13 protein-coding genes are annotated in these 15,417 nt (G+C 31.5%); all 13 read left to right on the forward strand.

What is annotated here, in order from left to right:
- Positions 1–144 precede the first annotated feature (144 nt).
- The gene (locus CRN98_RS05025) at positions 145–1,518 is read left to right on the forward strand and encodes an NCS2 family permease (protein WP_097026327.1); all 1,374 of its coding nucleotides are present in this window, start codon (positions 145–147) and stop codon (positions 1,516–1,518) included.
- Between the two features lie 34 nt (positions 1,519–1,552).
- Positions 1,553–3,256, forward strand: a complete 1,704-nt coding sequence (gene ade, locus CRN98_RS05030) for an adenine deaminase (RefSeq protein ID WP_179631936.1) — start codon at positions 1,553–1,555, stop codon at positions 3,254–3,256.
- A gap of 159 nt (positions 3,257–3,415) precedes the next feature.
- On the forward strand, positions 3,416–3,868 hold the full coding sequence (locus CRN98_RS05035; RefSeq protein WP_097026328.1) for a DUF4342 domain-containing protein: 453 nt from the start codon (positions 3,416–3,418) through the stop codon (positions 3,866–3,868).
- A gap of 149 nt (positions 3,869–4,017) precedes the next feature.
- Positions 4,018–4,704: a response regulator transcription factor gene (locus CRN98_RS05040; RefSeq protein WP_097026329.1), complete on the forward strand. Its 687-nt coding sequence runs from the start codon at positions 4,018–4,020 to the stop codon at positions 4,702–4,704.
- The gene (locus tag CRN98_RS05045) at positions 4,694–6,241 is read left to right on the forward strand and encodes a sensor histidine kinase (RefSeq protein WP_097026330.1); all 1,548 of its coding nucleotides are present in this window, start codon (positions 4,694–4,696) and stop codon (positions 6,239–6,241) included. Before CRN98_RS05040 ends, CRN98_RS05045 begins: the two co-directional genes overlap by 11 nt.
- A gap of 148 nt (positions 6,242–6,389) precedes the next feature.
- A complete protein-coding gene (locus tag CRN98_RS05050; protein WP_097026331.1) occupies positions 6,390–8,144 on the forward strand; it encodes a sigma-54 interaction domain-containing protein in 1,755 nt (584 codons plus the stop codon).
- A 346-nt stretch (positions 8,145–8,490) separates the two neighbouring features.
- Positions 8,491–8,622, forward strand: a complete 132-nt coding sequence (locus CRN98_RS18035; RefSeq protein ID WP_278335411.1) for a hypothetical protein — start codon at positions 8,491–8,493, stop codon at positions 8,620–8,622.
- Positions 8,623–8,646: 24 nt separating this feature from the next.
- Positions 8,647–9,939: an amidohydrolase family protein gene (locus tag CRN98_RS05055; RefSeq protein WP_097026332.1), complete on the forward strand. Its 1,293-nt coding sequence runs from the start codon at positions 8,647–8,649 to the stop codon at positions 9,937–9,939.
- Positions 9,940–9,993: 54 nt separating this feature from the next.
- Positions 9,994–11,076, forward strand: coding sequence for a 4Fe-4S binding protein (locus tag CRN98_RS05060; protein WP_097026333.1), 1,083 nt, complete (start codon positions 9,994–9,996; stop codon positions 11,074–11,076).
- Positions 11,077–11,092: 16 nt separating this feature from the next.
- The gene (locus CRN98_RS05065) at positions 11,093–11,878 is read left to right on the forward strand and encodes an FAD binding domain-containing protein (RefSeq protein WP_097026334.1); all 786 of its coding nucleotides are present in this window, start codon (positions 11,093–11,095) and stop codon (positions 11,876–11,878) included.
- Positions 11,878–12,327, forward strand: a complete 450-nt coding sequence (locus tag CRN98_RS05070; protein ID WP_097026335.1) for a (2Fe-2S)-binding protein — start codon at positions 11,878–11,880, stop codon at positions 12,325–12,327. Before CRN98_RS05065 ends, CRN98_RS05070 begins: the two co-directional genes overlap by 1 nt.
- Before the next feature lies 1 nt (position 12,328).
- Complete coding sequence (locus CRN98_RS05075) at positions 12,329–14,635, forward strand: xanthine dehydrogenase family protein molybdopterin-binding subunit (protein ID WP_097026336.1); 2,307 nt, start codon at positions 12,329–12,331, stop codon at positions 14,633–14,635.
- A gap of 195 nt (positions 14,636–14,830) precedes the next feature.
- Complete coding sequence (locus CRN98_RS05080) at positions 14,831–15,397, forward strand: nucleotidyltransferase family protein (protein ID WP_097026337.1); 567 nt, start codon at positions 14,831–14,833, stop codon at positions 15,395–15,397.
- Positions 15,398–15,417 lie beyond the last annotated feature (20 nt).

Below are 15,417 nucleotides of genomic sequence, written 5' to 3' on the forward strand. Positions count from 1 at the left end.
TTAAACATATGCAGTTAATAGTTAATAGGTAAATTAAAGAAAATAAGCTAGCTGATTTTTATTAATAAGTATTAACTATTAACCATAAAAATTGGCACAAATAATGCTATATATATCATTAAAAATAAAAAAGGGGTGAGTTGTATGAAAACAGAATTAAGAGGCGGTAATGATGTAAGTTTTCTTGAAAGGTATTTTAAATTACAAGAAAATAACACTACAGTAAAGACAGAGATAATGGCAGGTATTACTACATTCCTTACTATGGCATACATCATAGCTGTAAATCCAGAATTTTTATCTGCTACTGGAATGGACAAAGGAGCAGTTCTTACATCTACATGTATTGCAGCAGGGCTAACTACAATACTAATGGGTGTATATGCTAATTTACCATTTGCATTGGCATCAGGTATGGGACTTAATGCGTTTTTTGCTTTTTCAGTTTGTATAGGAATGAAAATTCCATGGCAAGTTGCATTAACAGCAGTATTTGTAGAAGGTATCATATTTATAATACTATCACTAACTAAAGTAAGAGAAATGGTAGTAAATTCAATCCCTAAAACTCTTAAAATAGCAGTTAGTGCAGGGATTGGACTATTTATAGCTTTAATTGGATTTGAAAATGCAAAAATAGTTATAAATGATGATGCCACACTTGTTACTTTAGGAAAAATGACAGACCCAAGAGCAGTTATTTGTATGCTTGGTGTAATAGTTATAGCAATTATGACCTATAAAAATATAAAGGGTGCGATACTTTGGGGCATACTTATTTGTTCTGCAGCGGCTTGGGGATATGCATTAGCTATAGGACCAGATATAGCGGCTAAAAACTATGGAATATTTATTCCAAGTGGCATTTTTGCGTTTCATAGTATATCACCGATTGCATTTAAACTAGACTTTTCTATACTCACTCATTCAGAAGGCATTATTACATTTTTAACTGTAATGCTAACATTCTTATTTGTAGATTTCTTTGATACAGTAGGAACATTAGTTGGCGTTGCATCTAAAGCAAATATGTTTGACAAGGATGGAAACGTTGTAAGAGCAAAACAAGCACTTTTAAGTGATGCTATAGGAACAACCTTTGGTGCAGTTATAGGGGTTTCTACAGTTACAACTTACGTAGAAAGTTCTGCAGGAGTTGCTGAAGGTGGAAGAACAGGACTTACATCCGTAGTTACTGGATTATTATTTTTAGTAGCCATAGTATTTGCTCCTATATTTATGTCAATTCCAAGTTGTGCTACAGCGCCAGCATTAATTGTAGTTGGATTATTTATGATGCAGAATGTGGTTCAAATAGATTTTTATAATTACGTAGAGGCAATACCAGCATTTTTAACAATAATATTAATGCCATTAACTTATAGTATAGCTACTGGACTTATGTTTGGAGTTGTATCCTATGTTATATTAAGTGTACTTGCAGGCAAAAAAGAAAAAATATCTGGAACTATGTACGTACTTGCGGTATTATTCTTATTAAAGATGATATTTATGTAAATAGGATATTTAAATTATAAAGGGGAAATGAATTATGCTAGAAAATATGAAAAATAATATTGAAATTGCTGCTCGTAGAGAAAAGGCCCCTTTGGTGCTAAAAAACACTTCTTTTCTAAATGTATTTACAAGGGAGTTTGAAAAAGGAGACATTGCTATAAATAATGGAATCATAGTAGGTATAGGAAGCTATGATGGATTAGAAGAAATAAATTGTGATGGACTCTTTGTAACTCCTGGGTTTATAGATGCTCATGTGCATATAGAATCATCCAAAACAATACCTGAGATTTTTTCTCAGGTATTGCTGAAAAATGGAGTAACTACTTGCATTACAGATCCACATGAAATAGCTAATGTTTTAGGAGAAAAGGGTTTAGACTTTATGCTGGAAAATAGCAAGAAAAGTTTAATGGACATATTTTATATGATCCCTTCTTGTGTTCCAGCTACAGAATTTGAGGACAATGGGGCACTTTTAAGGTCAGAGGACATAGAGCCATATAGGAATAAAGAAGGAGTAATAGGACTGGCGGAAGTTATGGACGTACCTTCTGTGATAAATTGTACCGAATGGATATTAAAAAAGATAAACATGTTTAAAGATAAGGTTATAGATGGGCATTGTCCTCAAATAAGTGAAGACTCATTAAATGCTTATATAACAGCTGGGGTAAAAACTGACCATGAATGCAGTGATGCAAAGCAAGCTTTAGATAAGGTTAGAAGAGGCATGTATGTAATGATTAGGGAAGGATCTGCAGCTAAAAATTTGTTAAGCCTACTTCCAGCGGTAAATGAAAAAAATTACTTAAGATTTTTATTTTGTACCGATGACAAGGACATAGGAGAGCTTATAGAAAAGGGCTCAGTTAATGAAAATATAAAGCTTGCAATAGAACATGGATTAAATGAAGTTATAGCTTATACCATAGCATCTTATAATGCGGCTCAGTGCTATAATTTAAAGGATAGAGGAGCTATAGCTCCAGGATATAAGGCAGATTTAGTAATACTGAGTGATTTAAAAAAGGTTTCCATAAATAAAGTTATAAAAAATGGAGAAGTTTGTAATGACAAGTTTGATTTTAAAGGTACAAATCCTAACTTGAAAAACTCCATGAATTTAGATGCTGTTAGTGAGGAAAGCTTTAAAATAGAAGCTAAGTCATCTAAAATAAATATTATAAAAGTTATAGAAAATTCTATTGAAACAAAAAAAGAAGAAAGAGAAGTTATAATCCAAAATGGCTATGTAGACAGTGTAAAAGGAGAAGATGTTTTAAAAATAGCTGTATTTGAAAGGCATAAAAATACAGGTAAATATTCATTAGGATATATTGAAGGACTAGGTCTTACAGAATGTTCTGTAGCTCAGACAATAGCACATGACTCTCACAATGTAATAGTAGTTGGAAGCTCAGATAGTGACATGGCACTTGCTGTAAATAGGCTTAGAGAAATTGGTGGAGGAATAGTTCTAGTTTCAAATGGAAAAGTAATTGAAGAACTAGAACTTCCAATAGCAGGCTTAATGACATACAAAGAACCAAGTTATGTTATAGCTAAGCTCTCTAATATGAATAGCTTCATAAAAGCTCATGAGAAATATGAAGATAAGGATATATTTTTAACTTTAGGTTTTATGGCACTTCCTGTGATACCGGATTTAAAAATAACAGCAAGGGGGCTATTTTATTTTAAAGATTATAAATTTATAGAGTTGTTTTGTGAATAAAAGATTATATATTAAGTGGTAAGGGAAAATCCTTTATCACTTATTTTTTGTATTGTTTAGATATTCTAATCTAATTTTAATCTTTCATTAATTATTCTCTAATTAATTCGGTCTATAATAAAATCATAATTTAAGTCAATAAATTTTGGAGGGATTAGGATGTCAATAAAATTAGAACAAATTGATGAATTAAGAAAAAGAACTAATGTGAGTTATGAGGATGCAAAAGAAGCTTTGGATAAGTGTGAAGGTGATATGTTAGAGGCAATAATATATTTAGAGAAAAATAATAAAGTTAAAACTGAAATAAATAATGGAGAAAAGGAATGCTTATTTGATAAATTTAAAGCTCTCATAAAAAAAGGAAGTAATATCAGATTTATTGTTAAAAAGAAAGAGAAAGTAGTTTTAAATTTATCTCTTAATGTTTCCGTATTAATAGGGATATTTGCTTTTCATGTAGTTTTTGTTGGGTTAATTCTAGCATTAATATGTGGTTTTAGAATGAAATTTGAAACTAATAAAGGCGAGGATATAAAGGCAAACCAAACTCTTGATAAAGTACAAGATGGTATACAAGAAATTAAAAATGATTTAGTGGGTGAAATATAAATTAAAGAAGAGGTAGTAAAACATGTTATTAATACAATTGCATTGGTATAAATCCAATGCAATTTTTTACTTGCAATGTTTAAGTAATTTAGATTTAATATATAATTAAGATTGAATTTAGATATATGCTAAAATGGAGGAATATCATTATGAACAATCAGAGGATTCTTATTGTTGAAGATGAAATTAAAATAGCTAGGTTTTTAGAACTTGAACTTAAGCATGAAGGATACGAAGTTAATCAAGCACACGATGGAAGGGAAGGTCTTGATAAAGCTCTTGAGAAAGAGTTTGACTTGATTTTATTAGATATTATGCTTCCTTCCATGAATGGTATTGAAGTGCTAAGAAGATTAAGGCAGAGTTCTGAAGTTCCTGTTATTATGCTTACGGCTAAAGATGAAATTATGGATAAAGTTGTGGGATTAGATATGGGAGCTAATGATTATGTAACTAAGCCTTTTGCAATTGAGGAATTACTTGCAAGAATAAGGGCAGCACTTAAAAGGAAAGTAACTCAAATAATGACATCAAGTATCCTTGAATTAGGGGACTTAAAAGTTGATTTAGATAAATATATAGTAACATATAATAATGAGGTAATAGAACTTACTAAAAGAGAGTTTGATCTGCTTCAGTATTTCCTAGAAAATAAAAATATTGTTCTTACAAGGGATAAGATTCTTCAAGCGGTATGGGGCTATGACTATATGGGGGATACTAATGTAGTTGATGTATATGTTAGATATATAAGAGGCAAGATTGATGATAAATATAATAAAAAAATAATCCATACTATCCGAGGGGTGGGATATCTTTTAAAAGATGAAAAATAAGGATGAATATATCAAGTTAGTGAAATGGATTATAAGGCGCATAGCTATAGTACCTGTTTTTTTATTTAAGAAAGTAATAAGTTTAATAAGAGATTTAAAAAATAGGTTTGTTGAAAAATTGAGGTTTTCCTTAACCTTTAAAATAACAATAGTATATATGTCTATAATAAGTCTTATTTTAATCTTATTAAGCAGCGTAATAATAGGTGGATTTGCAATATATGCTGGATGGAATGCTGAAAATAATTTACAAAAAGACTATCAGCTAATTTCAGATTATTTGAAAGAAAATACTGAAATTCCAGTAGAGAAATTAAATAGAATTTCTAAGCTTGATAATATTTCAATATCGGTATTTGATGAAAATAAAAACGTATTATATACGACAGAAAATGAGCAATCGTCTGCAATTTTTTATGATGAAAGTGTACAACAGAGAAATATAATTCTTAATGAAAACTATATGATTATAAAAGATAAAGGCAAAATTTATGTGGATTGGGATTATCTTAATCATAAGGATAATAACTTTGGATATGCAATGATGCTTAGTAATAGGGTGCACTGGCAGTCAAAAGATATTTACATTCAAGTTAAAGATAGATTAATAGACGAAATATTTAGTGGGATAGTTTTGGCTTCTGCCCTATTATTTATAGATATAATAGTAATAATTATAGTTCTACTTGCGGGGGCAAGAGCTAGCAGAAAAACTTTAAAACCAATTCAGACAATGACAAATACAGTTGAGAATATAACTATTAAGGCATTAGATACAAGACTTAATATTAGAGGGTCTCAAGATGAGCTTAAGGATTTAGCAAGAACTTTTAATACTATGCTTGATAGAATACAGCAGTCATATGAGCAGCAAAATCAATTTGTATCGGATGCATCACATGAATTAAGAACTCCAATTTCAGTTATTCAGGGATATGCAAACATGCTGGATAGATGGGGGAAGGATGATAAAAGTATCCTTGAGGAGTCTATTTCTGCAATTAAAACTGAATCTGAAAGTATGAAATCACTTATAGAAAAGCTTTTATTTTTAGCACGTGGAGATAAAAATACTCAAAAAGTTGAAAAAGAAGAGTTTTATTTAAATGAATTAATTGATGAAATAGTTAAAGAAACAAAACTTATCGATAATACACATGAAATAAAAAGTGAAAAAAATGATTTAACAAAAATTAATGCAGATTATAAGCTTATTAAAGAAGCTCTAAGAGTGTTTATAGATAATAGCATAAAATATACTCCGGAAGGAGGAAATATAAAGATTAATTCTGTCCTTCAAGATAATCAAGTTTTAATTTCTGTTGAAGATACAGGCATGGGAATTTCAAAAGAAGACTTACCTCATATCTTTGATAGATTCTACAGAGCTGATAAATCAAGAACAAAACAAACAGGTGGGACAGGACTAGGATTAGCTATTGCAAAGTGGATTATATTTAAACACAACGGTAAGATTACGGTTGAAAGCAGAATTAATGTAGGTACAAAGATAGATATAACATTGCCTATTATCTAAGAAGGAATAGGTAAAAAGAAGGAAAATAGTGAAAAGCAGCTTCTAAAATAGGCTGCTTTTTTTGTGTTTAAGCATTTTTGTATTTTATTTGAAATTGTTATATAATGGATATACAAATAATTCAAAAAATTTAGAAAGGATGTAAACTATGAAATCTATCCTAATGGAAATACAGCCTTCTATAAAAAGATATGCAGATATACTTTCTAAGGTTTTAAAAGTAGATGTTGAAATTGCTGATAGTAATCTTGTAAGGGTTGCAGGTACAGGGATGTATAGAAACCTTATAAATAGGAGCATGGAAAAGGAAGGATACATATATAAGCATATATTAAAAACTGGACAACCTCAAATAATAGATAAGCCAGGAGAAAGTGAACTATGCATACCTTGCAGCAAATATGGGAAATGTAGTGAAAAATATGAAATATGTACTCCAATAAAGCTGGGCAGTGAAATTGTAGGAGTAATTGGACTTATATGTTTTGCAGAAGAACAAAAAAATCACCTTTTAAATGATTTTAATACATATATGGAATTCTTGCAGCAAATTTCCGAGTTTATAAGTATTACTGCCTATGAAAGAAAGGAAAAGCTTAGAGAAAACACTTTAGTTAAAGGATTAAATTTAGTAATAGATAAGATGGATAGAGGAGTTATCATTTTAAATAATCAAGATAAGGTAACTCATATTAATAAAAAAGCTATTGAAATCTTAAAATTTATAAATGGAAATTTTAAGCATGCTATAGAAATAGAAAAAGTAGATGAAAGCATACTGGAAATGAGCAAATATAAATTAACTATAGACAAGCAAACTTTTAATGTCTATGGTCAATTTTATTCTATAGGACTTAATGAAGAACAATTTGATAAATTGTTTATATTTCAAGAAGGGAAAATTACAAAGGGAGAAGTAACATCTCATGTGAAAATGGATATACAATGTAATGATATTTTAGGAGATTCACCTGAAATGCATGAGCTTAAAAATAATATAAAGAGAATAGCATCTTCCTGTTCCACTGTACTTATAACAGGGGAAAGTGGAACAGGTAAAGAAATGTTTGCACGTGCAATTCATAATGAGGGAGCGAGAAAAAGCGAACCATTTATAGCTATAAATTGTGCTGCTATTCCTTATGAATTATTAGAAAGCGAACTTTTTGGTTATGTTAAGGGAGCTTTCACTGGAGCATCTGCATCAGGTAAGATTGGAAAATTTGAATTAGCGAATCATGGAACGATATTTTTAGATGAGATAGGAGATATGCCGTTAGCGCTTCAAACAAAACTTTTAAGAGTACTTCAAGATAGAAGGATAATAAGGATAGGATCAAATACACCAGTCGATATAGATGTAAGAGTAGTTGCTGCTACCAACAAGGATTTAATATCCCTTATTGAAAAGGATAAATTTAGAGAAGATCTCTATTATAGATTAAATGTCATACCTTTTAATATTCCACCCCTTAGAGAAAGAATTAAAGATATAGATTTTTTAGTAAAGCATTTTATAGATAAATATATGAAGATACTTGGAAAGAATTTTTCAAAGATGGATATACAGGAAGAGGTCATGGATTTATTCTATGCATATAGCTGGCCGGGGAATATAAGAGAGCTTGAAAATACATTGGAATTTATGATAAACATGGTTGATACTAGTGGAGTTTTAGTATTAGATATGGTTCCTAAGAGTATAATAAATTCTCAAAGAAAGATTCAAAAGGGAAAGGAAGAAATAATGACATTAAAGGAACTTGAAAAAAGAGAAATATTGAAAGCTATTAATGTGTTTGGAGATACAACTCAAGGAAAAAAGTTAGCTGCGAAAAAGCTTGGAATAGGAATTGCAACTTTGTATAGAAAAATAGATGAATATGAATTGAATAATTTATAGAAATCTATGATTTCGATATAAATTAGCACATTTCATTTTGAGATGTTTCATGCGTGATTTATAGAAATTTATAATTTTGTTATAAATTAGCACATCTCAATTCATTGAGATGTTTCATGCATGATTTATAGAAATTTTTAATTTCGTTATAAATCAGCACATCTCATTCATTGAGATGTTTCATGCATGATTTATAGAAATTTTTAATTTCGTTATAAATCAGCACATCTCAATTCATTGAGATGTTTCATTTAAATATTAATTATCAATATAAGAAAGTTTATCGATTTGATAATATGCATCAAATAGTAATTAGTTAAACATCAATGGATTTTTTATTACTAATATGAACCTTATGAACGATAAGTATAAAAATAATTGTATTGTTAATAATGTGCAGAAGTTTAAAGAACAGTTTTTAATGAATGACAACAAAATTTATATTGGCATAAATAATGCTATAAATAATGGAGATTAAAATTTAATACGAGGGGGGATGAAGGTGAAAGCATTAACAAATGTCTCTATATATGATTTTCATTCATTTAGGGAAAATTGTTATATAAAGTTTAGTTCGCAAATAGAAGAAATAGGAGAAATGAAAAACTTTAACGATGAATGTATAAATGAAATATATGATCTTAAAGGATCGCTAGTGATGCCAGGGCTTACTAATTGTCATACTCATATATATTCTACTCTGTCAAGAGGAATGAACGTTCCTTTTAATCCTAAAAGTTTTCAAGATATTTTGGATCAGCTTTGGTGGAAACTTGATGCAAAGCTTGATAACGAAGCTAATTATTATAGTGCATTAGTTTATGGTATTGATTGTATAAAAAATGGAGTAACTTCTATAATAGATCATCATGCTAGTGGACTTGAGATAATATACTCCTTAAGTGAAATTAAAAAAGCTATTTCAAATGAGCTAGGTTTAAGGGGAATATTTTGCTTTGAAACTAGTGATAGATTTAATATTTATGAATGTATCAAAGAAAACATAGAATTTTCAAGAAAAAAAGATGAAAAATTTGCAGGATTATTTGGAATGCATGCTTCCTTAAGTTTAAGTGATGAGTCATTAAGCATTATCTCAAAAGAACTTAATGGGCTACCTATACACATCCATGTGGCAGAAAGTCAAGAAGACGTGGAAGATTGTAGAGAAAAGTATAATATGTCAATAGTAGAAAGGCTTGATAAGTTTAACCTTCTAAATGAAAACTCTATCTTAGCTCATTGTGTTCATATAAATGATGAAGAAGGAAAAATAATTAAAGATAGAAACTGCAAAATTGCAATGAATCCAACTTCAAATATGAACAATGCAGTAGGCATAGCAAACTATGAAATATTTAGGAAGAATAAAATAAAATGTATGATAGGAAATGATGGTCTGGGAGCGAATATAACCCGTGACTACTTAAATGTAGTATATGCCATGAAAAATAAATTAGGAAGTTCAACAAAGTTCGGATTAGATGATTTATTAGAGCTTATACAAAATGGCTATGATTATGTATCAAATATATTAAATATTAAAATAGGAAAAATAGAAGAAGGATATAAAGCGGACTTTATAACTGTTCCCTATGATGCACCAACACCATTAAATAATAATAACGTTTTAGGACATATCTTCTTTGGAGTTTTTGAAAGTTTTCATCCTAAAGATGTATGGGTAGATGGAAAAATACTAATGGAAAATTATCAGGTTAAATACGATACAGAAGCTTTATATGAAAAATCTAGAAAAGTAGCGGAAAAGGTATGGGAAAGAATTAAAGAATAGTTAATAGTGAATGATGAATAGTCAACTATTAACTAAATTATGGGGGGTTTTTATATGAATTTAAAAACAACTATAGCAGGGATCGAGCTTGCAAACCCAGTTATGCCAGCTTCAGGACCACTAGTTGGAGATTATGAAAAGATGATGGCACTAGCAGGCTTTGGTCTTGGTGGAATGGTAACAAAAACAATATCTATTGATGGAGCAGAAGTTGTGAGACCATGTATATATGGAAATAAGGACAGCATAATGAATGCTGAACTTTGGTCAGAGTATTCACTTAAACATTGGCTAGAGCATATACTTCCTAATTTAAAAAGAGACTTAAATATACCTCTTATAATAAGCGTTGGATACACTAAGGAAGACATGGAAAAATTAATTCCAGCATTAGATCCTTATGCAGATGCCTTTGAAGTTTCAACTCATTATGTGGGAAAAGACCTAAGTATTATAGGGGAAACTGTAAAAGCCATAAGAAGTAATACTAAAAAACCTGTATTTATGAAGGTAAGCCCTCATATTCCAGATCCTGTAGCTTTTGCTCAGGCTGTCAGAGATAATGGAGCAAGCGGAGTCGTAGCTATAAATTCCCTAGGGCCTACTATGAAGATAGACATTCAAAATAGAAAAGTGTTAGTTGGAAATGAAAAAGGGGAAGTTTGGACATCGGGACCTGCTATAAAACCTGTAGCACTTGCCATAGTAAATAAAATAAAGAGTGCTATGCATGATTTTACAGTAATAGGGGTAGGTGGTATAGCAACAGCCGAAGACGTAGTGGAATTTTTACTTGCAGGAGCAGATGCTGTGCAAATGTTATCAGCTGCAATGCTTAGAGGTAAGGACTTATATGAAAAGATAGTAAAGGATCTTCCAAAGGTTTTAGAAAAATACAGTTTTAATAGCGTGCAGGAAGTTGTAAACACAACGCTTCAAAAGGGTGAAGTTAAATATGAACCAGATCATCCTGTAATTGATGAAGATAAGTGCACAAAGTGTAAGCTTTGTGAAAAGGTATGTCCTTATTTTGCAATAGAGGTAAAAGAAATAGTTGAAGTAAATAATGATAAATGTTTTGGATGCGGATTGTGCGAATCTAAGTGTGCTATACATGCTATAAGTGGGGTTTTATAGAAAGGAGTGGGGATATTTGAGAATAAAGGAGTACTTAAAGCCAGTAAGCTTACAAGGAGCTTATAATCTTGTGAAAAACGAACAAGCTATTGTAATTGGAGGAGGAGCATTTATAAGGCTTGGAGATAGAGAAATAGAAAAAGCTCTTGATTTATCAAATTTAAACTTAAGCTTTATAGAAGATAAAGGTGATGAAATAGAAATAGGAGCCATGACAACTTTAAGAGAAATAGAGTGCTCTAAAATTTTAAAAACTGAATTTGATGGAATGCTGTCAAAGGCAGTTTCTGAAATAGCTGGGGTTCAAATAAGAAATATGGCAACTATAGGGGGAAGTGTTTTTGGAAGATACGGATTTTCCGATGTTATAACTCCACTAATGGCACTGGATACTTATGTGGAATTTTATAATTTAGGAAGAGTTCCCTTAGAAGATTTTCTAGAAAGTAAATCTAAGTTACAGGATATTTTAGTGAAAATAATCATAAAAAAGGACGGAAGACGGGGTAAGTTTTTAAGTGTAAGAAATACAACCACAGATTTTTCTATATTAAATGTAGCGATATCAAAAAAAGCTAATGAATTTAAAATTGCTGTAGGGGCAAGACCACTTGGAGCAAAGCTTTCAAAGGAAGCTATGGAGTTTATAAGCAAAGTAGAATTAACTGAAGAGAATGCTAAAAAGGCAGGGGAGTTGGCTGCAGAAAATTTAAGCTTTGGAGAAGATTTAAGAGCTTCTGAAATATATAGAAGAGAACTTTGCAAGGTACTAGTTAAAAGAGGAATCATGGGGGTGATATAGTGAAAATCAAATTGAAAATAAATGGCGATGAAAGATTAATAGAAATTGAAGCAGGAGAAGTACTTCATGATGTTTTAAGAAGATGTGGATTTACAAGTGTTAGAAAAGCTTGTGATACAGGAAATTGTGGGATTTGTACAGTACTTTTAGATGGAAAGCCTATTCCATCTTGCTCCTATCTTGCAGCAAAGGCAGAGGGTCATGAAATAACTACCATTGAAGGAGTAGAAAAGGAAGCGGAAGAAATAGCAAAACTTATAACTGCAGAAGGAGCAGAGCAATGTGGATTTTGTAGTCCAGGATTTGTACTTACAGTAATAGCTATGAAAAGGGAACTAAGTAATCCAACAGTTGATGATATGAAGAGCTATTTAGTAGGAAATTTATGCAGATGCTCAGGGTACCAGGGACACTTAAGAGCAGTTAAAAAGTTTATGGGGGTGCTTTAAGATGAAGGAGGTAAAAAGATCTATACCAAAGTTTGAGGGTATGGGACTTATAAAGGGAAGACCAGCCTACACAAATGATTTAGCACCAGTAAACTCACTGATAGTTAAGGTTTTAAGAAGCCCTCATGCTTTTGCAAAAATTATAAGCATAAATACAGAAAAAGCTGAAACACTTCCAGGAGTAAAATTGGTTTTAACATATAAAAATGTTCCAAAAAATATATTTACCCGTGCAGGACAAGGCTTCCCAGAGCCATCACCCCATGACAAATACATTTTAGATAAATATGTAAGATATGTAGGAGATGAAGTAGCTGCTGTAGCTGCAGAAAATGAAAGCATAGCTATAGAGGCATTAAAACTTATAGAAGTGGAGTATGAAGTATTTGAACCTGTACTAGATTTTGAAAAGGCAGAGGGACATACTTCTATAATACATCCTGAAAAAGAAGCTCATGAAATGTTTCCTATAGGCTTTGAGCCTGAAAAAAATATAGCGGCTGCATATAATATGAGCTTTGGAGATTTTGATGAAGCTTTAAAAAGTTGTGAGCATGTAGTAAAGGAAACTTATTATACTCAAGCCCAAGCTCATACTACTATGGAAACACACTCATCCTTTGCATATTTAGATTTACATGGAAGACTTACCATAGTATCTTCGACTCAAACCCCATATCATGTAAGAAGATTAGTAGGAAGAGCATTAGATATGCCAATAGATAGAATACGTGTTATAAAACCTAGAATAGGTGGAGGATATGGTGGAAAGCAAGGATTACATGGAGAATTCTTAGTGTCCTTAGTAGCCTTAAGAACAGGAAGACCTGCAAAGCTTATATACACTAGAGAAGAGGTATTTGAAGCAACATACTGCAGACATGCTATGAAGGTAGAAGTAACACTTGGCTCTGATAAGGAAGGAAATTTAAAGGCTATAGATATGCAGATTTTATCAAATACAGGAGCTTATGGTGAACATGCTCTTACAGTATTTATGGTAGCAGGTTCAAAAACACTTCCTTTATATAACAAAGTTCTAGCAGGTAGATTTGGAGGAAAAGTAGTGTATACTAATTTAACTCCAGCAGGAGCCTATAGAGGATATGGAGCTATACAAGGTAACTTTGCTTTAGAATCTACTGTAGATAAAATGGCAGAAATTCTCGGAATGGACCCTATGGAATTTAGAAAGAAAAATATGATAAGACAGGGAGAAGGCTCTCCTGTATTTAAGATAATGGGAGAAGGTACAGAGGGAGTTGACATGATAATTGAAAATTGTAAACTTCCTGAATGTATAGAAAGAGGACTAGAACTTTCAAATTGGAAGGAGCAGTATCCAAGAAAACAGGTTACACCAAGCAAGGTTCGTGGTATAGGCTGTGCTATTGCAATGCAGGGGTCAGGTATTCCAGCTATAGATATGGGATCTGCACTATTAAAGTTAAATGATAAGGGATTCTTTAATCTTTTAGTTGGAGCTACAGATTTAGGTACAGGAAGCGATACTATACTTGCTCAAATTGCAGCTGAAACTTTAGGAATTCCTACAGAAAAGATTGTAGTTTATTCTTCAGATACAGATTTAACTCCATATGATGTAGGAGCTTATGCATCAAGTACTACCTATGTTTCAGGTAATGCAGTAAAAAGAGCTGCTGAAAATATGAGAAACATGATTATTGAGGCAGGAGCAGAAAACTTAGAAGTTTCAATAGAGGATGTAGATTTTGATGGAAAATATATTAAAACTCACGATGGACAAAAGGAAATAACACTTGAACAGCTTTCAGTAGAACTTTACTACAATAAACATCACAAACAGTTAATATCTTCAGGTTCTTTCTCAGGAGAAATTTCACCAGCTCCATTTATGGCGGGTTTTGCAGAAGTTGAAGTTGATACTGAAACAGGTAAAGTTGATCTCATTAACTATACTGCTGTAGTTGATTGTGGAACTACAATAAATCCAAATCTTTGCTTAATACAGGTAGAAGGTGGACTTATGCAAGGAATTGGAATGGCAATGTTTGAAAAGGTTAAGCACACAGAAAAAGGCAAACTTTTGACAAATAATTATATGACTTACAACATTCCAACAAGAAAAGATGTAGGGAAACTTACTGTAGAGTTTATAGACAGCTTCGAACCTACAGGACCTCATGGAGCAAAGTCTGTAGGAGAAATAGGAATAGATACTCCACCAGCAGCTATAGCAAATGCTATATATAATGCAGTAGGAGTTAGAATTCAAAAGCTTCCAATAACATCTGAGGATGTTTTGATGGGGATTAAAAATAAGTAAGAAGCTACATTTAAGTTCAGTGGATAATTAAGACTTTTGTAGCAGGTATTAGTTACTAATCTCTAGTCACTAGTCCCTAAAAGCTAAAGATTTAGAAATTAGAGATTAGAGATTAGAGATTAGAGATTAGAACACAGGCATCAGTACGAAGATATAAAAGTTCAATATTAAACAAAAGTAAGGTGGGTGTATTAAATAGTGAGAGCGGGAGTAATTTTAGCAGCAGGATTGTCCTCAAGAGCTAAGGCATTTAAAATGCTTTTGCCCATAAAGGGTAAAACCGTTATTGAAAACACCATAGAAAACATGCTTCAGTTTTCAGAAAGGATAATAGTTGTAGGAGGACATAAAATTGAACTTTTACAGCCTGTTATTCAAAAATACAATAATGTAGAACTTGTATTTAATGAAAACTATGAAGAAGGAATGTTTAGCTCTGTTAAGTGTGGACTTAAGGCTGTTAAAGGTGATGAGTTCTTCTTTACTCCAGGGGATTATCCCCTTATTTCTAAAGATGTATATTCAAAGATTATAAGTAAAACTGGAGATGTAATAATCCCTACATATAAGGGGAGAAAAGGGCACCCAATACTCATAAAGAGTAAGTTTATAAAGGAAATACTTGAAGAAGGTAGATATGAAACTTTAAGAGATTTTATAAATAGCAAAAGTCCAAGTTTCATAGAAGTTAATCATAAAGAAATACTTATGGACATAGATACTATAGAGGATTATGAGAAAGCTTTAAAAAATTTAGGGTGAAATTAAGGGGGTGCAGTTTT

The sequence above is a fragment of the Clostridium peptidivorans genome (assembly GCF_900205925.1).
Taxonomy (GTDB): Bacteria; Bacillota; Clostridia; order Clostridiales; family Clostridiaceae; genus Clostridium_AK; species Clostridium_AK peptidivorans.